The following is a 20,683-nucleotide window of genomic DNA, read 5'->3' on the forward strand; positions in this document are numbered from 1 at the left end:
TTTTTTGATGAAGGATTACTATTAAATAGGGATGATATCAGAAAAAAGAATTATTCTTCCTATCACATAAATCAAAGCGACACTTAGTGATAAAAAAATAGATAGTTGATTGTTTTGAAAGAATCTTAGAGCTACAAGATAACCAAAATAAGCAAACATGAACAATAATACAGTTTCATAAAAAGAATGATCATGGTGCGATAGGTAAAGAACTAGAGAGTAACCGCACCAAATCGTGATTTGAGTAATTACACAAATAAATATATTCATTCTGCCCTCCATCACATACTATTATTAAATCGTATGAGACAACTTACAGAATAAGTCGTGGAGACCACTCAAACTTAATAAGATCTTCTAAACAAAAAACCCCTTTGTGAATGTATCACAAAGGGGTTTTTATTGATGCGTTATTTAACAATATGAACCGGCAATCCGATTGCAACTTCTGCAGCTTCCATTGCAATTTCTCCGAATGTTGGATGTGCATGAATAGTCATAGCAATATCTTCAGCAGTCATTCCTGCTTCAATTGCAAGACCTAATTCAGCAATCATATCAGATGCATTTCCACCTGCAATTTGAGCTCCTAGTACAAGTCCATCTTCTTTACGAGTGATTAGTTTCATGAAACCATCTGTCTCGTTCATAGATAGAGCACGTCCGTTAGCTGCAAATGGGAATTTAGATACAGTTACTTCAAATCCTGCATCTTTAGCAGATTTTTCATCATAACCGACTGTAGCAAGTTCAGGATCTGTAAATACAACTGCAGGAATCGCCATATAGTCAATTTCTGCTGCATGTCCGCTGATCACTTCAGCTGCCACTTTACCTTCATAAGAAGCTTTGTGAGCTAGAGCTGGACCTTCTACTACATCACCTATTGCATAGATGCCGTTAACACTCGTTTGAGCCTTTTTGTTGATTTTGATCAAACCGCGTTCTGACATTTCTACGCCAACTTGCTCAAGACCAAGCTCTTCAGTATTTGGACGGCGACCAACTGTAATAAGAACATAATCAGCTTCAAAAGTTTTAGACTCACCTTTGATTTCTGCTGTTACTGTTACTCCATCTTTAGTTTCTTCAACGCCTTTAGCCATTGCTTCTGTGAACACTTCCACATTGCCTTTTTTCTTTAAGCGTTTAGATACTACTTGGCTCATTTGCTTTTCAAAACCAGGAAGGATTTGTTTACCGCCTTCTAGGATTGTTACTTCTGTACCAAAGTTAGCATAAGCTGTTCCAAGCTCCATTCCGATGTAACCGCCGCCGATTACAACCATCTTCTTAGGAACTTCTTTAAGTGCAAGTGCTCCTGTAGAAGAAATGACACGGTCACTCCATTTGAATCCTGGGATTTCAATCGGACGGGAACCCGTAGCAATAATAGCGTTTTTAAATGTGTAAGTTTGAGAATTCTTTTCATCCATGATACGAACCGTATTTTCGTTAACGAAATATGCTTCACCACGAATGATTTCTACTTTATTTCCTTTTAGAAGACCTTCAACCCCGCCAGTAAGCTTCTTAACAATACCTGCTTTCCAGTCTTGGACTTTGCTGAAATCAACTGTTACATTTTCAGCTTTAATCCCCATATCTTCAGAGTGTTTTGCGTGTTCAACACGATGACCTGCATTTATTAAAGCTTTTGATGGAATACAACCGACATTTAGACAAACGCCGCCCATCTCGCCTTTTTCCGCAATAGCCACTTTTTGTCCTAATTGTGCAGCACGAATTGCGGCTACATATCCCCCAGGACCTGAACCAATAACAAGTGTGTCTAACTCAATCGGAAAATCTCCTACTACCATCGAATTACGCCTCCATTACTAATAGTTGTGGATCGTTCAACAAACGCTTAATGTGATTCAATGCATTTTGTGCAGTTGCTCCATCGATTAGACGGTGGTCAAAGCTTAGAGAAAGAGCTAATACTGGTGCAACAACAACTTCTCCATCTTTAACAACTGCTTTCTCAGCGATACGGCCAATACCAAGGATCGCTACTTCTGGGTGGTTAATAACTGGTGTGAACCATTGTCCGCCGGCAGAACCGATATTAGTGATCGTACAAGTTCCGCCCTTCATTTCATCACCAGAAAGCTTCCCATCACGAGCCTTTGTAGCAAGTTCGTTAATTTCAGAAGAGATCTTGAAGATAGATTTGCGATCCGCTTCTTTAACAACTGGAACCATTAATCCATTATCTGTATCAGCTGCAATACCGATGTTGAAATAGTGCTTGTACACGATTTCTTCATTTGCATCATCGATTGATGCATTCAACACTGGATATTCACGAAGAGCTGAAGTCAATGCTTTTACCACATATGGAAGATAAGTCAGCTTAATTCCCTTATCAGCCGCAACTTGTTTGAACTTCTTACGGTGTGCAACAAGATCAGTAACGTCCACTTCATCCATAAGTGTAACATGTGGAGCAGTATGTTTGGAGTTCACCATCGCTTTTGAAATCGCTTTACGGATTCCTTTGATCTTTTCTCGAGTTTCCATTTCACCAGCTGGAATGGCTTTAGGAGCTTCTTTCTTAGCTGTGTCAGCCTTTTGATCAGTTTGTTCAGCTTTAGGAGCTTCAGGAGCAGCTTCTCCTCCACCGCTTACGAATTTGTCGATATCTTCTTTAAGTACACGGCCGTTGTCTCCAGAACCGCTGACTTTACGAATATCAATCTCTTTTTCGCGGGCATACTTGCGTACAGAAGGCATTGCAATCACGCGCTTCGTTTCATCAACTGGCTCATCTTTTGCAGTGTCTTCCGTTTTTTCAACTTTGTCATCTGATTTGTCAGTTGCTTTTGCTTGATCAGCCGTCACTTCTTTTTCTTCTTTCGCTTTTGGCTGTTCAGGTGCTTCTTCACTGTCACCATGTGCAGATGGAGGGATTTCTCCCTCAGCTTCGATAGTTAAGAGTACATCACCAACAACTGATACTGTACCTTCGTCAACTTTTAATTCTAAAATTTTACCGTCTACTGGAGATGGGATTTCAACTACGGCTTTGTCGTTTTGAACTTCTAGCAGGATATCATCTTCTTTAATTGCATCCCCTGCTTTTACAAACCACTTTACTATCTCACCTTCGTGAATTCCTTCACCAATATCGGGAAGCTTAAATTCAAATGCCAAGATTAACGCCTCCTATTTGTTTCAATCTATTTTTTTCATTGATGTGAAAAGGCTGAAAGAAGCAGTCTTATGCAGACAACTCTTTCAGCTAACATTTAATTTTTATTTTAGAAATTGTAGACTTTCTTTGCTTTCTCTACAATATCACGATGATCTGGAAGCCAAACATCCTCAGCAGACGCAAATGGGAATACTGTATCTGGTGCAGTTACACGCAATACAGGAGCTTCCAAGCTAAGAATTGCACGGTCATTAATTTCAGCTACTACAAACGCACCGATACCAGCTTGTTTTTGTGCTTCTTGAACCACGATTGCACGACCTGTCTTTTCAACAGATGCAACAATCGTCTCAATATCAATAGGGCTGATCGTACGAAGGTCAATAACTTCAGCAGAAATACCGTCTTTTTCAAGCTCTTCCGCTGCTTTTAACGAAGCATGAACCATTGCTCCATAAGTAATGATAGAAACATCTTTACCTTCACGTTTCACATCAGCTTTTCCGATTTCAATTGTGTATTCTTCCTCTGGCACTTCACCACGGAAGGAACGATACAACTTCATGTGCTCTAAGAACACAACCGGATCATTATCACGGATCGCTGAGATTAATAGACCTTTCGCATCATATGGAGTTGCAGGAATAACAACTTTAAGCCCTGGCGTTTGATACATTAACCCTTCAAGGTTGTCTGCATGCAATTCAGGCGTTTTAACTCCGCCGCCGAATGGTGAACGAATCGTTACAGGAGAATTATAAACTCCACCAGAACGGTAACGCATACGAGCCATTTGAGCAGCTACTGAATCAAATACTTCAAATACAAAACCGAAGAATTGAATTTCCATAACTGGACGGAAACCAGTAAGCCCAAGACCTATTGCAAGTCCCCCAATTCCAGACTCTGCAAGAGGAGTATCGAATACACGGTCTTCCCCAAATTCTTTTTGAAGGCCTTCAGTCGCACGGAATACTCCACCGTTTTGACCGACGTCTTCACCAAATACAAGCACATTTTCATTGTTTTTCAATTCAGTGCGCATTGCGTCTGTAATTGCTTGAATCATGGTCATTTGAGCCATATTATTTCGACTCCTTTGCTGTATATTCTTCTAATTGCTCACGAAGGTTAAATGGCACTTCTTCAAACATGAAGTTAATAAGATCTGTAACTTTTTGTTTTGGAGCTCCATCAGCTTTCTTAATCGCTGCTTTAATATCTTCCTTTGCCTGATCAACTACTTCATTTTCTTTTTCTTCAGTCCAAAGGTTTTTCTTTTCCAAGAATTTACGGAAACGTACAAGAGGATCTTTCTTTTCCCATTCGCTATCCAAATCCTTTGTACGGTAGCGAGTAGGATCATCTCCAGCCATTGTGTGAGGTCCATAACGATATGTTAAAGTCTCGATTAAAGTAGGTCCTTCACCATCAATTGCACGGTCGCGTGCTTCTTTCGTAGCTGCATAAACTGCTAGCACGTCCATACCGTCAACTTGGATGCCTTCGATTCCAGCTGCAACTGCTTTTTGTGCAATTGTTTTTGCTGCAGATTGCTTTTCAACTGGTACTGAGATAGCAAAACGGTTATTTTGAACAACAAAGATTGTGTTCGCTTTGTATGCTCCAGCAAAGTTAAGACCTTCATAGAAGTCACCTTGTGATGCTCCACCGTCACCTGTGTATGTGATACAAACATTCTTTTTATCTTTTTTCTTTAAACCAAAACCAACACCGGCAGCTTGAATGATTTGTGCACCGATAATGATTTGCGGCATCAATACATTTACTTCTTCAGGAATCTGACCGCCTTGGAAGTGTCCGCGTGACCATAAAAATGCTTGGTATAAAGGAAATCCGTGAAATACGATTTGAGGAATATCACGGTACCCCGGTAAAATCCAATCTTCTTTATCTAAAGCAAATTGTGATCCGAGCATAGATGCTTCTTGCCCGGCTACTGGTGCATAAAAACCTAAACGTCCTTGTCTGTTTAATGAAATAGCACGCTGATCCCAAATTCGAGTGTAAACCATGCGACGCATAATTTCTTGGAGCTGTTCATCAGATAAGTCAGGCATTGCTGATTCATTAACTACTTCTCCATCTTCAGAAAGAATTTGAAAAGTTTCAAATTGATCTTGAACAGCATCAATTGTTTTCGCCATGAAAAATCACCTCTTCCTTTCTTTTACCCTGTCAAATTTCCCTATCTATAAAAAGTTGCACATATTTTACAGGTTGCCCAAAGCACTACATTTTTAAGACAGGTTTAATATATTAAAGGTTTTTAGGCATGCCTATATGTCCAATAAAAGTTTTCCCTTGTATGCAAGAGCTAAACCAATTGGAGGCATCCTAACTGTATTACTTCAAATATGTATTTATAGTAACACAATATCCCTTTGCACGTAAATTAGTTTACACTAGGCATTTTAGTCCGTCAATCCTTATGATAAATATGATTTTCGACAACTTCCAGACCAGCTTTTCCTATTCCTGTAATCGCTGTATTATAAAACTGTTTCATATGTTAATCTATTCTGTATCAGTCTTAAAACAGTTAAGTGAAAACTGATTTGTATTTTATAAGAATGAAGACTAATTATTAATTTGAGTTCTTTTTTACAAAAAATGTTCTATGTTATGATAAGAGCAGATTGCATAAAAAACATATTAGGTCGCCGGAGGTTTTGCGTGTGTTAACTATGAAAGATATTGTGAGGGAAGGACATCCCGTTCTTAGACAAAAAGCTGCCGAAGTTTCTCAGCCATTTTCAGAGGAAGATGTAGCTATTGCAAATCAACTCCTTGAATATGTAAAGAACAGCCAAGATCCCGAAATTTCTCTAAAACATAAACTTAGACCTGGCATCGGGCTCGCAGCTCCTCAAATCGGAGTATCCAAAAGGATCTTCGCTATGCATGTAACAGATGATGAAGGAAACTTGTTTAGTTATGCATTAATCAATCCTAAGTTAATGAGTCATTCCGTGAAAATGACGTATTTAGATGGCGGTGAAGGCTGTTTATCAGTAGACCGCGACGTTCCAGGACTCGTCCCCCGCTACGCCAAAGTAACCGTTAAAGGCTACACCCCTGATGGTTCCTTAGTAGAGTTGAAATTGAAAGGTCTCCCTGGTATTTGTATTCAACATGAAATGGACCACTTGGATGGAATCATGTTTTATGATCGGATAGACGATAAGCAGCCCTTTGAACCACCTTCAAATTCAGCAACAGTTCGTTAATTATGAAAAAGCTGGCTTATACACGATAAATACGTGGATAGCCAGCTTTTTTGCACCCAAATCTTCTTTTAATAAGTATATTCACACAAGGATAAACACACCTTCTTTTCTAGGCTGTTCGATTATGCTCGATCGATGCTGATACTGCAGATTTTTTTCTTCCGGTTAAATAAACCCCAAGGAAAATTAAGAATAAGCCAAGAAAGGCAATAGGCGGAATTTTTTCATTAAGCAATACACTTCCCCAAATGACAGCTGAAACCGGTACAAGATAGGTTACTAAAGCAGCGAATTCAGCTGATCCTGCTGAAATCATATAATAAAAGAGTAAGTAAGCTAGACCAGAGCCAAATATTCCTAAACCCAGTAAAGAAAAAACAGCTTCATTCGTTACAGTTTGAATCGGTATATGCCACCCACCTGTAAACAACATAATCATCCCACTAATTATTGAGCCTACAATTAAAGTAGCCAATGCAGTGATCCATACAGACGTTAACTGAAGATGCTTTTTAGCATATTGCGAACTAAACCCATAACAGCAAGTTGCAGAAAGCATTAACAAAATACCTATTATCAATTCATTTTTTGATAGGCCCGGTGTATTAGCACCCATTAAAAAAATAATTCCCACAAATCCGACCATGACACCCGTCCATTGTTTCCACTTCATCTTAACAGAGAAAAAAAGGACCCCCATCATTGCAGTCCAAATCGGAGTGGTTGCATTTAGGATTGCTGTATAACCGCTATCCAAGAAGGTTTCACTTATAGCAATCAACCCCCAAGGTAATCCAGCATTTAGTAATCCTACAAAAAATAAAGATTTCAATGGAAGTGCTTTTATATTTATTTTCTGTCTGCGCAATAAAATAATCGGGAGGATTGTTAACGCCCCAAGAACACATCGAATGAAAACAATCTGCCAAGGATCAAACACTTCTAATAAGACTTTAATAAATAAAAATGACATCCCCCAGATCAGACTCAGGGTAAAAAGAGCAGAATAAAGTTTCATAATACCTCCTAGTTATAAAAGCTGAAGCGGCTCGTTTAAAAGCGACAAGCACAAAAGTTTTTGAGTGTGAACAAGCTTTTTGTGTTCCTCAAAAAAACGTTGTGAACTCGAGCTTTTAGCCGCTGAAGCTGGATATATATATAAATGCTGAAATGACCGTTTAGTCCCGACAAAGAAAACACAGTTTACGTAGTTTGGAAACTGATGTTGCACTTGTGCCTGTGGTGTCAGCACTTAACTCTTGACTGACGACACGCTTTTTGTGTCTTAGGAAAGAGGAAAGTGACCTCGAGGGACTGGTCATTGAAGTTGGGTAAATAAAAGCTGAAACAGCTCATTGATTTACACAATTTCCCTCTGAAAAATTATCCGTTATTACGCATACTATGTAATAAAAAATGGAACGGAGGGTAATAAATGAAAAAGAAAATACGTTTCTTAAAGAAATTTAAAAATTGGGTAAAAAGGCAAAATAATAATGGCAAACTAATTATGAACTAATATACGTTGCTAAAACCATTATAAAGGATTTTATCGTTTGCTTAACAGCAAATATTTGTTAGCGTTGTCAATAATCATGCTCCGCTATGAAAAATACATGAAAAACATGTCGCTTTCCTTTATAATAGAACGAAGACAGAAAAAACTAATGATCGGTAAGGAGACATGAAAATGATTTATAAAGTATTTTTCCAAAAAAGTTTAACTGAGGTTCCTGTTCGCGAACACACACAATCAGTGTACGTTGAAGCTAAAACAGTAAATGAAGTTCGTCAAAAATTAGCTGACCGCAAATACAATATTGAGTACATACAAGAAATTAAAGGTAATTTTCTTGATTATGAAAAAGAAACGAATTCATTGAAATTGGAGAATGTATAATATATGAAATTTGTAAAAAACCATCAAGCTGCCGTGTTCGCCCTCGGCGGTCTAGGGGAAATCGGCAAAAATACCTATGCCGTACAATTTCAGGATGAAATAATTCTGATTGATGCAGGAATAAAATTTCCTGAAGACGAGCTTTTAGGTATTGACTATGTTATTCCTGACTATACGTATCTTGTTAAAAATGAAGAAAAGATAAAAGGATTATTTATCACCCACGGTCATGAAGACCATATTGGCGGAATTCCTTATTTATTAAGGCAAGTGAATATTCCGATTTATGGAGGCAAGTTAGCTCTTGCTCTTATTAAGAACAAATTAGAAGAACATGGTCTTCTCCGCCGTACTACATTGCATGAAATTACAGAAGATGAGGTCGTGAAGTTCAGAAAAACATCTGTTAGCTTTTTCAGAACAACACACAGTATTCCTGAAGCCTTTGGAATCGTTGTTAAAACACCTCCTGGGAATATCGTTCATACAGGAGATTTCAAATTCGACTTCACACCAGTTGGTGAACCAGCAAACTTAACTAAAATGGCTGAAATCGGAAAAGAAGGCGTCCTTTGCTTGCTTTCTGATAGTACAAACAGCGAAGTTCCTGGCTTTACTTTATCTGAAAAAAAAGTTGGAGAAACCATTCAAGATATTTTCAGAAAAATGGATGGGCGAGTTATATTTGCTACATTTGCTTCCAACATTCATAGATTACAGCAAGTTGTCGAAGCATCCGTTGCAAACAACCGTAAAATTGCTGTATTTGGACGAAGCATGGATTCTGCAATAAATGTTGGACAGGAACTCGGATTTATCAAAGCTCCTAAAAATACATTTGTGGATGCCAATCAGATCAACCGCCTGCCTGACAATCAAGTTACAATCCTATGTACAGGAAGTCAGGGAGAACCTATGGCTGCATTGTCTAGAATCGCTAACGGTACTCACCGTCAAATTCAGATCATTCCAGGAGACACTGTTGTATTCTCTTCCTCGCCTATCCCTGGTAATGCACTGAGTGTAAGCCGTACAATCAATCAATTATATCGTGCAGGTGCAGAAGTTATTCATGGATCATTAAGTGATATTCATACTTCTGGTCATGGAGGGCAGCAAGAACAGAAATTAATGCTTCGTCTGATGAAACCGAAGTTCTTCTTACCGATCCATGGTGAGTATCGAATGTTAAAAATGCATACGAAACTAGCTGAAGAATGTGACGTTCCTTTACAGAATTCATTCATAATGGACAACGGTGAAGTGCTGGCTTTATCTCAAAATGAAGCAATGGTTGCCGGAAAGATTCCTTCTGGATCTGTTTACGTTGATGGCAGTGGAATCGGTGATATAGGTAACATTGTACTTCGTGACCGCAAGATTTTATCAGAAGAAGGTCTTGTTGTCGTTGTTGTCAGTATGGATATGAAAGAGTTTAAAATTGAAGCAGGACCTGATATCATCTCGCGCGGTTTTGTATACATGCGTGAATCAGGTGATCTTATCCAAGATGCTCAAAATTTATTAAGTAACCATCTACAAAAAATTATGAGTGAGAAACGAACGACTCAATGGTCTGAAATTAAGAATGAAATTACCGATACACTATCACCTTTCTTATATGAAAAAACAAAAAGACGTCCAATGATTCTTCCAATTATCATGGAAATCTAATCAACAAATCAAAAACCGTTGCCCTTTTAAAGGGAACGGTTTTTTTATGCTTCATTTGTTATATGTTTTTCCAAACGGTTTATATCTTTATCTCGTCCAATTACGATTAGAATGTCATCAGGGTGAATGGACTGGTTGGCTTTGGGAGACACATAAATTTCTTTTCCTCTTTTTATAGCAACAACGTTGCAACCAAATCTTGCGCGAATATCAAGTTCGATTAATGTTTTGCCATTCATCTTTTCAGATGCTTTAAGTTCCACCATACTATGTTCATCTGATAATTCTAAGTAATCTAGTACACTGCTCGAGACAATTTGATGTGCAATTCTAATCCCCATATCACGTTCAGGATGAATAATCTTGTCGGCACCGATCTTTTTAAGCACTTTTTCGTGATAATCATTCTGAGCTTTTACAGTAATCTTTTCAACACCCATCTCTTTTAAGATTAAGGTTGTTAAAATACTAGCCTGTAAATTATCACCGATCGCAACAACAACATGCTGAAAATTTCGGATTCCAAGACTTTTTAAGACACCTTCATCCGTAGTATCAGCTATTACTGCATGTGTAGCGATGTTTGAAAATTCATTAACTCGCTCTTCATCAATATCAATAGCCAAAACTTCCATTCCCTGATCAGACAATGCTTTAACCATGCTGCCGCCAAAACGTCCAAGTCCTATTACAGCATATTGCTTCTTCAAACGTGCCACTCCAATCCGTTATCGATGTATCCTTATTTTACCACAAAAGCATTTAAACAAATTAATCTGATAAAAATTATTATGTATTTGAATATGTGCAAAAATAACCCAAGAGCAAATCTCTTGGGTTATTTCATCATCAATTAATTAAACTTCTAAAGTTTTTTGTCCAGGCTTCCAGTTTGCAGGGCAAAGTCCGCCAGTTTGAAGTGCTTGAAGAACGCGTAATGTTTCTTCAACATCACGGCCAATGTTGTTATGGTTAACAACGGAATACATTAATTCACCTTCTGGAGAAATAATAAACAACCCTCGAAGAGCAACCCCTTCTTCCTCAATAAGTACACCATAATCGCGTGCTACTGAGTGGTTTGTGTCCGCTGCTAATGAATAGTTTAACTCTCCTAGACCATTCATATCACGTGGAGTGTTGATCCAAGCTTTGTGAGTATGGATTGTATCAGTGGAAACACCGATTACTTCTGCATCAAGATCTTCAAACTCATCATGACGATCGCTTAAAGATGTGATTTCAGTTGGACATACAAATGTGAAGTCCATTGGATAGAAGAATAGTACAGTCCACTTATCGTTTTTCATGTTCTCTTCTAAACTAACTTTGCCAAATTCTTTGTTTGGTAAAACTGCATCCATTTCAAATCGTGGTGCTTGTTTTGCTACCATACGTTCTGCCATAGGTGTAAATCCCTCCAAAAAACATGTTTTTTACATGGGTAATTATAGTACATTCCTTATTTTTAGTCAATATTAAATAATAATCAATTTAAATAAGGCATAGCTTCCCACGTCTTAATTTCTCCTTAATCATAGCAATTTAAACACGAAATGTGAAATAATACGCTTGTTTTCATCTCTCATCTATTCTCATTACAACCGTTTAAATTGAGGATTACTTGGGAATTCAATAAAGTAAGGAGGTGCATTCAAATGCCTTATGATTCTTTAAAAGATCTGCCTGATGGTGTTAAAGACAATCTTCCTCATCATGCTCAAGAAATTTATAAAGAAGCATTCAACTCTGCAATTGATGAGTATAAGGAAGAAGAAACTGCACACAAAGTTGCATGGAGCGCTGTTAAGAATAAGTATGAGAAATCAAACAATGGAAAGTGGGTAAGTAAAGACTCCTGATCACTCAGGAGTCTTTTTCTTTTATATTTTCAATCTGTATTCTTTTAACTTGCCGCCCATCGAGCTCTAATATCGTAAAATGATAACTTCCATATTCAAAATCATTATCGTTTTCCAAATCAATCGGACGTGTCAGCACCCAGCCGCCAATGGTATCAATTTCAGAGTTATCTATATCGAGAGCAAACAATGTATTGATTTCTGAAATTAATACTTTCCCATCCACAATCGTTTTTGTTGGCGAAATTTGCTGAATCTCAGGTACTTCATCGATATCAAATTCATCACGTATTTCACCGACTATTTCTTCCAAGATATCCTCGACAGTTACTATACCTGCTGTTCCACCGTATTCATCCACTAAAACAGCCATATGTGTACGGTCTTTCTGCATTTTAACCAGCAATTTTTGAATAGGCGTTGATTCGTGAACCGTGATAATTGGACGAATATAATCCTGAAGATCATATTCTTGATTATTAAAGTGCTCGTTGAAAAATTCCTTAATATTCACAAGACCCGTGATATGGTCTTTATCATCAGTAGCAACAGGATAACGGGTAAACTTTTCTTCACGCATGATTGCCAAATTCTCTGCACTCGTATTATCTAAAAACAAACATACCATTTCGGTTCGAGGAATCATTATTTCTTTGGCTACTCGATCATCAAATTCAAAGATACGATTCACATAACGATACTCAGACTGATTGATTTCTCCGCCCTCTAAACTCTCTGATAAAATTAGCCGCAGTTCTTCTTCTGTATGTACAGCTTCATGTTCACTAGCAGGACTGACACCAAACATCTTAGTCAATAGATTTGCTGAGCCGTTCAATATGAATATAAACGGATACATTACCTTATAGAAAGTAATAATGGGTTTTGCAGTAGCTAAACTAATAGCTTCTGCTTTTTGAATTGCGAAAGTTTTAGGTGATAACTCTCCAAGAACTACATGAATAAATGTAATAAAAGAAAAAGCAATTGAAAATGACAATGTGTGTGTTAAACCTTCACTTAATCCAGCTTTTTTAAAAATAGGATCCAGGAAAATCTGAACAGTCGGCTCACCAAGCCAACCTAATCCTAATGCTGTGATTGTAATTCCAAGCTGACAAGCTGAAAGATAACCATCCAAGTTCTCAATTACTTGTTTTGCAGCTATCGCTTTCTTATTTCCTTCTGATGCTAGGTGATCAATTCTGGTCTTGCGGACTTTTACAATTGCAAATTCAGTTGCGACGAAGAACGCAGTGAGTATGATGAGTAAAATGATCAGAAGTATGTTTATATATGGCATAAGATCCTCCCCATCTGTAGTTCTAGGTATAATTGTGAGATTGGTCAACTTATTCCCTATTCTTTCTTGAATTAAACAGAAAGAAAGGGGCAGCAAGGCTGTCCCCGGGAAATGTTATGATTGAAATCTGCTTTCAACAGCCTGACACACTTCCTCTGCAGACATACCATGAGCATTTAACACAGAACCTTGAATCGCAGCATTTTGAATTCCCATTACGTTTTGATCTTGTCCTGTAATTACACAGCAGTCACAGCCATTTGCATCTTGTTCCTGTTGAAGTTCCACAACGTCATAACCTTTTGCTCTTAATGCATCACTCACATTTGTTAAAGACTGTTCTACACCAATTCTTTTACCCATAATCCCACCTCCTTACCACGTTAATGTTTCCAACTGTGGAAAGGAATATGTAATTTAGACATTTGCAGCAAAAAAAAGCTCTGTTAATTGATAGTGTTGATAATCCTTGGAAGTCAGAAAATCCACTCCCTTTCCGCGGACGAACCGCCAAGCCTCCTCGCCGTACCTCCTGCGGGGTCTCGACAGCCCGCTTTTCTAGCCTGAGTGTCGTAGATTTTTTTTGCCATTTCAACAACGGTGTTTAACAGAGCAAAAAAAAAAACAGCACAACGGCCGTTTTTTATCGTTTACCTTTAAAAGTAAAATATTTCTTCAGTAATTCTACCGCGTGCTGGATTGCTCCCTCTTGCGGAGTTAATTTTGAATGATGAAGTCCAAAAGGTGTATCAACACCAAGCCAAAACATGAATCCTGGTAATTTTTCTAAAAAGTAACCGTAATCTTCTCCTGTCATCGCCTCTTTGCATTCAATAACAGTTAGATTTGGCTGGTTTGCAGCAAATTCCATGAATTCTCTCGTTAATACTGATTCATTATCAACTTGACGATAGTTTGAACCATAATCAATGACAGCTTCACAATCAAAACCACTTGAAATACCATCGACCAGTGATTCAATCCTTTTTTTCACCTTTTCCATCGCTTCTGGAGAAAGTGTACGAATTGTACCTTCCAGTCTTGCATTTTCAGCAATAATGTTCTGCTTTGTACCACCGGTAATCTTACCAATTGTCACTACAGCAGAATCAAGAGGGTCAATGTTACGTGAGATTATGGTCTGTAATTGTGTAACAAGATGACTTCCGGCTACCACCATATCGTTGCTAAAATGGGGATAGGCTGCATGACCGCCTTTACCTTTAAGATCGATAAATAATTCAGATGTATTTGCAAATAAAAGACCTTCTTTTAAAGCAATTGTTCCGACTGGATATTCAGGAGCAATGTGAAGTGCCGTTATTTGATCAGCTTGGAAGCTTTGAAAAAGATCGCTCTCCCTCATCGGAAGTGCTCCACCTGGTCCTTCTTCTGCAGGCTGGAATATAAATAACAGGTTATCATCCAATGGATTCTCTGCAAAATGTGACAACAAACCAATTGCTATTGTCATATGAAGATCATGTCCGCAAGCATGCATCATTCCATCATGAATAGAAGCAAACTCATAACCAGTTTCTTCGTTAATAGGAAGTCCGTCCATATCCGTCCGGTAAGCAAGAGTTTTCTTCGGGTTCTTTCCTTGGACTTTCACGAAAATACCTGTTTCCCATGTTACTATTTCAAGATGATCAGATGGAAAAGAAGAGATGAGATCCAGCAAATACCTTTGTGTTTTAAACTCTTGAAATCCTATTTCAGGTATTCTATGCAGATCTTTCCTGATTTCTGTTAATGGCTTCACTTAATCTCATCCCCTCAAAAACTATAATTAATCGTTTAATTGACGTAATTCTTGTTTGATTTCTGTTTTTGATTTAGTTTTTTCGTCGATTTGTTTTAGAACACGAGCAGGTGTGCCGCCTACAACTGTGTAAGGAGCTACATCCTCAATAACAATTGCTCCTGCAGCAACAACAGCACCCTTACCTACTGTAACACCTTCAAGAACAACAGCATTCGCACCGATTACTACATCATCTTCAACTACAACCGGTTTTGCTGATGGCGGTTCGATAACGCCTGCCAATACAGAACCTGCACCAATGTGGCAGTTCTTTCCTACTGTCGCACGACCTCCAAGTACAACGTTCATATCGATCATCGTACCTTCACCGATTACAGATCCGATATTTATTGAAGCACCCATCATGATGATAGCATTGTCTCCAATTTCAACTTGATCACGAATGATTGCGCCCGGCTCGATACGAGCTTTAATATTTTTCATATCCAGCAAAGGAATCGCTGAATTTCGACGGTCATTTTCTACTACAAAGTCTTCAATGTTCGTTTCATTCGCTTTAAGTGCAGCTTCAATTTCTTTCCACTCTCCAAATAATACTGCTGTATTGCCTGAAGGGAAAACTTTTGTTTCTTTACCGAAATCAATATTATCAAGATTTCCTTTTACGTAAACTTTTACAGGTGTTGATTTTGTACTGTTTTGAATAAACGAGATAATCTCATTTGCATCCATCATTTTCATAATGCATGTCCTCCTTAAAAAAATCATTCTGTATTGTATTAAACCACTAAATATTGAAACATTCAAACCTTATTCACTTATGAATTTTTGGATTAATTCCATAAACACATTTACTTGTTTCAGTTCAGAGGCCGTTCCATGATGAATCAGCCATGTATCCCGTTTCAGTACATTTCCGGATTTATCACTTAATGGAATTTTGTACATGTCATCTTCAGGTCTAAGGCTAATCGATGGTAGAATTGCATATCCGATGCCGTTAAGAGCCATCTGTTTACATGTTTCAATCTGATCCACAACAATTGTCTTTTGCGGGGTGGTATTAAAGTGAGTATGCCACCAGTCTTGAATTTCCTGATAGTACGTTGAATGACTTCTGAATTGAATAAATGGCTTTGTCGTTTCAGAAAGCTCTTCAATAGAAGAAATTTTCGTATCTACTAAATAAAGATGGTCCGACAAAATGTGTTCTTTGTTCCCTCTCCATTCCGGGTTTCCCCTGACGATTCCCAAATGGATTCTGTCTTCATACAAATGTTTAATGATTTCCGAACTCCAGCCAGTTATTAACGAGATATTGACGTGCGGATAAAGCTTTACGTACTCTTTTAAAACATTCGGAAGCCAGTACTGTCCAATAATTGAAGCAACCGCAAGCTTCAGTGTCCCATGTACATGCTCTGACAATGATTGCAGTTCTTCTTTCACTGCTTCTTCATTTTTTAGAACTTCATTTACAAAGGAAATTATTTTTTCTCCAGCAGGCGTTATTGTTAGCCCTTTTTGGGATCGGATAAAAATGATTGTTCCCCAGTTGCTCTCAATTGTTTGAAGCCGTTGACTTAGAGCAGGCTGTGAAACATAAAGTCTTTCAGAAGCTTTTCTCATATTTAATTCTTGAGCAAGAACTTGTAAAATGCGGAATTCAGACAGCTGCATAATTTACCCCGTTTCAAACCATAAGTTTTTCTTATTAAGTGATGCTGTTTTTTTGTAATTTTATTTAAGTATACCTTAACATAGGATAATAATGTAAACAGAAAAATATAGGTGGTGATTTTATGTACATCTTATTAATCGTCGGATTTGCAGCAACTTTTGTCGGTACTTTGGCAGGAAGCGGTGGTATGATAAATTTTCCGATTATGCTTCTGTTAGGTGTACCTGTTCACTCTGCTATTGCAGCAAATAAGTTTGCAAATATGTTCAGTTCATTTTCTAGTTTTTTTGTACTTATCAGAAAGAGCAATACAAAACTTACACCTTACTTGTTATCTGGACTCTTAAGCTTAACAGGTGGCATAAGCGGCGGCTTAATAGCTTCTTCTATCTCCAGGAAACACTTAACTATTATTGCATTAGTTTTATTATGCGGTGCTCTTTTTTTAACGTTCGTAAAAACAAAAAAAGATGTTACTCCGGCTAATGAAATGAAAAAACTGCCTACTCGAGTCTATCCTTTTTTGTATGGGATCGGGGCTTATGACGGTATGTTCGGACCTGGGCAAGGGACGATGCAAATGCAATTATTCTTAAGAAACGGATTCTCATACTTACAAACTGTCTCTTTTACCCGTTTTAATACATTCTTAAGCTGTACTGGAGCTGTTTTCACTTATTTCTTTGCAGGCCACTATATGTGGAATGTGGCAATTCCTCTTACGATTGGAAGTATCTGCGGTGCACAGCTGGCAATCAGGCTTGCACCAAAACTCAACACAAAACAGGTTACAATCCTTATGAGGACTGTAACCGTCATTTTAATTCTTCAGTTAATTTTTAAATGGGGGTAATTCGAAATGAAAATAATTGGCGTTCATCATGTTCAATTATGTATACCTGTTGATAAAGAGCAAGAAGCAAAAAAATTTTATAATGAAATTCTTCAGCTTCAAGAAATAGAAAAACCAGATGAACTGAAAAAGAATGGCGGAATGTGGTTCAAGATCGGTCCACAGGAACTCCACATTGGTGTGGAACCCCAATCAATACCTAAAGGAAAACAACACCCTGCATTTTTAGTACAAGACGTTAACGAATGGCACAACCATTTACTTGAACAAGGAGTTGTCATTCAAAAAGAAATTCCCATTCCCGGTTTTAACCGTTTTTCTATTCGTGATCCCTTTGATAACCGCTTGGAATTCATCGAGCCCATCTAATTGAATGGGCTTATTTTTTTTCATCTTTTCCGTCTTCCGGTTCAACGTGAACTTGTATGCTTTCAACATTGTAGGCAACTTTTATCGTATCTTCAATTTTTTCGGTAATTTCATGACTTTCAATCACATTTAATGTAGGATCTACCTTTATTGTTACATCTATGATTGCACGGTTCCCATGCCTTCTGGCTTTTAAGTCTCCTACCTTTTCAACACCATCCACATTTAAAATCTTGTCCTCCATTTCCTTTCCTTCCTCATAATCGAATCCATCAGAAAGGTTATGTGAGGTTTCGGAAAAAATGTCCCATCCGGTTTTAATAATAATAAGACCTACAAAAACTGCAGCTGCTGGATCGAGCCATGGCAGACCAATCTGGGCACCAAAAATTCCGACAGCAGCACCAATACTTACAAATGCATCTGAACGGTTATCGAGGGCTGCTGCTCTTAATCCTTGGCTATCCGTTTCCTTCGCTACTTTTATATTATAAAAATAAACGCCAAGCATCACGGCAGCACCAAATAATGCAATAATCGCTGCAAGTAATGATGACTCTGTTTCTATTCCTTTAAACACTTTTTTAATTGAAGATATTAATACTTGCAGACCTATCACTACCATAATAAATGAAGCTACCATTGAGGCTATCGTCTCTGCACGTAAATGACCATATGGATGATCCTCGTCTGCGGGTTTCCGGGAAATTTTCAACCCGATTAATACTGCCATAGAGGCAATAATATCTGTCGCGTTGTTTAATCCGTCTGCCAATAATGCATCTGAATGATAGAAAAAACCAGACACTAACTTTACGATTGAAAGAAAAATATATGCTCCTAAACTAATATAAACCCCGCGTTCCACTCTCTTTTGCTGATCTAAATGCATTCTCTTTTCTCCTTCGTTACATGATACCTAATTAATCATAATGAAAGGTTACCGAGTGGGTCTAGAGCAATCTTTTTCCCCATAGGAAACATTAGTGTTCATAGATCATTTTTCTTGTCATCCCACCATCAACCACAATGTTTTCCCCTGTAATGAAATCATTTTCGGGGTTGGCAAGAAACAGACAAGTTCTTGAAATATCCGAAGGTTTTCCTACCCTTTTTGAAAGATGCTGTTCATGATCAATATCTCTTAGATCTGAATAATCACCCGTATGAATCCAGCCAGGACTAATTGAATTTACCGTTATCTTATCTTGTGCTAATGAGGAAGCCAGTGCATGTGTCAGGGCGACTATGCCCCCTTTTGCAGCTGCATAAGCCTCTGAATCTGGTTCTGACATAAAAGCCCTGGTCGAAGCCATATTTATGATCGTTCCACCGCTTGAACGAGACATGAATTTAGCCGCTTCTCTTGAAAATAGAAAAACGCTTCTTAAATTAGTATGTATAACTTCATCCCATTCATCTATTGATAATTCATATGGTGATTTCCACTTGGAAATACCAGCATTATTAATGACACATTGAATACTGTGTAGCTTATCTTGTGTTTCCGCTACGGCTTTTATGATTGAATTTGGTTTTTTAACATCACATACTATGGCAATGCTTTCTGGCTCTATTTCACGAACTTCAATTAACGTTTTATCCAGCTGGCTTTGATCAATATCCACTAAAGATGGAATCCAACCCGCTTTTGCAAAATCAATCGCCAGCTGTTTTCCGATCCCTTGTGCAGCCCCTGTGATTAGTACTGTCTTTCTATTGTTTTTCATTTAAGTTACCTCCCATAATTTCAGCTATATTATTCATTCCCCAGTTTTTAATTTTTTCATCAACTTTGAAAAAAATGCTATAAAAAATGAAGCTGCCAACTATATTAGTTGACAGCTTTTATAACTATTTTTTCCTGTAAGGTGATGAACAAGGACAAGGTGGGTATGGAAGTTGTTGTGCTGGCAATGTTTGCGCAGGCATTGTAGATCCACAAAGATTTTGCTGTGTTGCTTGGTTGATAACGTTCGTGTTCTGAGGGAAATAATGCACATACTTATAGTTCATTTGGTTAACTTGCGTAGTTTGAGTTGGATGGATCATCGGAATATAGACATCTTGCTGATTGTATTGTAATTGCTGATTCGTCGGACTATATTGCGCTCCCAATACTTGTGGCGGGTAGTATTGTGACGGTGACACTGGAGGATATCCACATGAAGGCTGCTGCTGCATTTGTGCCATTTGTGCTGCCTGTACAGCTTGCATCTGCTGCATTTGTGCCATCTGGGCCATTTGCGCCATTTGTGCTGCTTGAACAGGTGATCCCATCCCTTTTTTCGGGAATAGAGGGCGTTTAAACAAAAATAGTTCTCCTTTCAAAAATCTTTGATACTTATTTCTCTATATTTTATGTAAGACAACTTAAAAAGTTCGTCCAAATTTTTATAATAAAAAACCTCCTTGGAAGACCAAGGAGGATGTATGTACTGTTATGGTGACCCGAGAGGGGTTCGAACCCCCGACCTCTACCCTGTCAAGGTAGCGCTCTCCCAGCTGAGCTATCGGATCTCTGTTTTTTTCGGACAATTAAAAATATACGATACAGACAGATTTCTGTCAATAAAAAAATGCCCAAGTTAAAATCCCCTCAATGTAGTATCTGACACTGAATGATGGTACTGCTCGTTTGTTGGATTTTAGCCTTCGTTTGTTGGATTTGTGCATTCGTTTGTTGGATTACACCTTCTTTTGGTAGGAATGGACTCTAATTTTGTTATCTCAAAGCTTTCTCGCGTTGTATTACTCACTTCGAAGGTTGAATTAGGAGATTTTTTTATAAAAAATCAGCCATATCCCTAAATAATTTTATTCAATATTAAATAAATGACCCAAAAGCGATGTTTTGCATCA

General features: G+C 38.0%; 21 protein-coding genes and 1 tRNA gene. 6 read left to right on the plus strand and 16 right to left on the minus strand.

The annotated features are described in order from the left end of the window. Window positions 1-410: 410 nt before the first annotated feature. The 4 genes from lpdA to pdhA all read right to left on the minus strand — a co-directional run bounded on the left by lpdA (window position 411) and on the right by pdhA (window position 5,328). The gene (lpdA, locus tag RGB74_RS11535; protein ID WP_310759449.1) at window positions 411-1,823 is read right to left on the minus strand and encodes a dihydrolipoyl dehydrogenase; all 1,413 of its coding nucleotides are present in this window, start codon (window positions 1,821-1,823) and stop codon (window positions 411-413) included. Window positions 1,824-1,827: 4 nt separating this feature from the next. Then, window positions 1,828-3,159: a dihydrolipoamide acetyltransferase family protein gene (locus tag RGB74_RS11540; RefSeq protein ID WP_310759450.1), complete on the minus strand. Its 1,332-nt coding sequence runs from the start codon at window positions 3,157-3,159 to the stop codon at window positions 1,828-1,830. A gap of 107 nt (window positions 3,160-3,266) precedes the next feature. Beyond that, on the minus strand, window positions 3,267-4,244 hold the full coding sequence (locus tag RGB74_RS11545; protein ID WP_310759451.1) for an alpha-ketoacid dehydrogenase subunit beta: 978 nt from the start codon (window positions 4,242-4,244) through the stop codon (window positions 3,267-3,269). A 1-nt stretch (window position 4,245) separates the two neighbouring features. Next, complete coding sequence (gene pdhA, locus RGB74_RS11550; RefSeq protein WP_310759452.1) at window positions 4,246-5,328, minus strand: pyruvate dehydrogenase (acetyl-transferring) E1 component subunit alpha; 1,083 nt, start codon at window positions 5,326-5,328, stop codon at window positions 4,246-4,248. A gap of 531 nt (window positions 5,329-5,859) precedes the next feature. Here pdhA and def point away from each other — a divergent pair. After that, window positions 5,860-6,411, plus strand: coding sequence for a peptide deformylase (gene def, locus RGB74_RS11555; protein ID WP_310759453.1), 552 nt, complete (start codon window positions 5,860-5,862; stop codon window positions 6,409-6,411). Window positions 6,412-6,520: 109 nt separating this feature from the next. Here the strand turns inward: def and RGB74_RS11560 are convergent, their stop codons facing one another. After that, on the minus strand, window positions 6,521-7,429 hold the full coding sequence (locus RGB74_RS11560) for a DMT family transporter (protein ID WP_310759454.1): 909 nt from the start codon (window positions 7,427-7,429) through the stop codon (window positions 6,521-6,523). A 672-nt stretch (window positions 7,430-8,101) separates the two neighbouring features. Here RGB74_RS11560 and RGB74_RS11565 point away from each other — a divergent pair. Beyond that, window positions 8,102-8,311: a DNA-dependent RNA polymerase subunit epsilon gene (locus tag RGB74_RS11565; protein WP_310759455.1), complete on the plus strand. Its 210-nt coding sequence runs from the start codon at window positions 8,102-8,104 to the stop codon at window positions 8,309-8,311. A 3-nt stretch (window positions 8,312-8,314) separates the two neighbouring features. Next, window positions 8,315-9,985, plus strand: coding sequence for a ribonuclease J1 (rnjA, locus tag RGB74_RS11570; protein ID WP_310759456.1), 1,671 nt, complete (start codon window positions 8,315-8,317; stop codon window positions 9,983-9,985). A gap of 44 nt (window positions 9,986-10,029) precedes the next feature. Here rnjA and RGB74_RS11575 read toward each other — a convergent pair whose 3' ends face one another. Then, window positions 10,030-10,695, minus strand: a complete 666-nt coding sequence (locus RGB74_RS11575; RefSeq protein ID WP_310759457.1) for a potassium channel family protein — start codon at window positions 10,693-10,695, stop codon at window positions 10,030-10,032. A gap of 147 nt (window positions 10,696-10,842) precedes the next feature. Continuing rightward, the gene (locus tag RGB74_RS11580) at window positions 10,843-11,391 is read right to left on the minus strand and encodes a peroxiredoxin (RefSeq protein WP_310759458.1); all 549 of its coding nucleotides are present in this window, start codon (window positions 11,389-11,391) and stop codon (window positions 10,843-10,845) included. Window positions 11,392-11,643: 252 nt separating this feature from the next. Between RGB74_RS11580 and RGB74_RS11585 the strand changes: the two genes are divergently transcribed. Beyond that, window positions 11,644-11,847, plus strand: a complete 204-nt coding sequence (locus tag RGB74_RS11585; protein ID WP_310759459.1) for a ChaB family protein — start codon at window positions 11,644-11,646, stop codon at window positions 11,845-11,847. Window positions 11,848-11,851: 4 nt separating this feature from the next. Here the strand turns inward: RGB74_RS11585 and RGB74_RS11590 are convergent, their stop codons facing one another. The 5 genes from RGB74_RS11590 to RGB74_RS11610 form a co-directional block, all read right to left on the minus strand. After that, on the minus strand, window positions 11,852-13,150 hold the full coding sequence (locus RGB74_RS11590; RefSeq protein WP_310759460.1) for a hemolysin family protein: 1,299 nt from the start codon (window positions 13,148-13,150) through the stop codon (window positions 11,852-11,854). Between the two features lie 114 nt (window positions 13,151-13,264). Next, window positions 13,265-13,513 (minus strand): YkuS family protein, encoded by a 249-nt coding sequence (locus RGB74_RS11595; RefSeq protein ID WP_310759461.1) that lies wholly within the window; start codon window positions 13,511-13,513, stop codon window positions 13,265-13,267. A gap of 280 nt (window positions 13,514-13,793) precedes the next feature. Beyond that, window positions 13,794-14,915, minus strand: a complete 1,122-nt coding sequence (locus RGB74_RS11600; protein ID WP_310759462.1) for an N-acetyldiaminopimelate deacetylase — start codon at window positions 14,913-14,915, stop codon at window positions 13,794-13,796. A 27-nt stretch (window positions 14,916-14,942) separates the two neighbouring features. Then, on the minus strand, window positions 14,943-15,659 hold the full coding sequence (gene dapD / locus RGB74_RS11605) for a 2,3,4,5-tetrahydropyridine-2,6-dicarboxylate N-acetyltransferase (protein WP_310759463.1): 717 nt from the start codon (window positions 15,657-15,659) through the stop codon (window positions 14,943-14,945). Between the two features lie 69 nt (window positions 15,660-15,728). Further along, a complete protein-coding gene (locus tag RGB74_RS11610; RefSeq protein ID WP_310759464.1) occupies window positions 15,729-16,598 on the minus strand; it encodes a transcriptional regulator CcpC in 870 nt (289 codons plus the stop codon). Window positions 16,599-16,720: 122 nt separating this feature from the next. On the opposite strand from RGB74_RS11610, the gene RGB74_RS11615 reads away from it, so the two are divergent. Continuing rightward, window positions 16,721-17,452, plus strand: a complete 732-nt coding sequence (locus RGB74_RS11615) for a sulfite exporter TauE/SafE family protein (protein WP_310759465.1) — start codon at window positions 16,721-16,723, stop codon at window positions 17,450-17,452. A gap of 6 nt (window positions 17,453-17,458) precedes the next feature. Continuing rightward, the gene (locus RGB74_RS11620) at window positions 17,459-17,821 is read left to right on the plus strand and encodes a VOC family protein (RefSeq protein ID WP_310759466.1); all 363 of its coding nucleotides are present in this window, start codon (window positions 17,459-17,461) and stop codon (window positions 17,819-17,821) included. Window positions 17,822-17,831: 10 nt separating this feature from the next. On the opposite strand, the gene RGB74_RS11625 is transcribed toward RGB74_RS11620, so the two are convergent. The 4 genes from RGB74_RS11625 to RGB74_RS11640 form a co-directional block, all read right to left on the minus strand. Next, complete coding sequence (locus RGB74_RS11625) at window positions 17,832-18,713, minus strand: cation diffusion facilitator family transporter (RefSeq protein ID WP_310759467.1); 882 nt, start codon at window positions 18,711-18,713, stop codon at window positions 17,832-17,834. A 91-nt stretch (window positions 18,714-18,804) separates the two neighbouring features. Next, the gene (locus RGB74_RS11630; RefSeq protein WP_310759468.1) at window positions 18,805-19,551 is read right to left on the minus strand and encodes an SDR family NAD(P)-dependent oxidoreductase; all 747 of its coding nucleotides are present in this window, start codon (window positions 19,549-19,551) and stop codon (window positions 18,805-18,807) included. Between the two features lie 124 nt (window positions 19,552-19,675). Next, window positions 19,676-20,134 carry a CotD family spore coat protein gene (locus RGB74_RS11635; RefSeq protein WP_310759469.1) on the minus strand — a complete coding sequence of 153 codons (459 nt, stop codon included), beginning with the start codon at window positions 20,132-20,134 and terminating at the stop codon, window positions 19,676-19,678. 131 nt (window positions 20,135-20,265) lie between these two features. Further along, window positions 20,266-20,341 (minus strand) — tRNA-Val (locus RGB74_RS11640). Between the last annotated feature and the right edge of the window lie 342 nt (window positions 20,342-20,683).

It is taken from the genome of Bacillus sp. NEB1478 (assembly GCF_031582965.1).
Taxonomy (GTDB): domain Bacteria; phylum Bacillota; class Bacilli; order Bacillales; family Fictibacillaceae; genus Fictibacillus.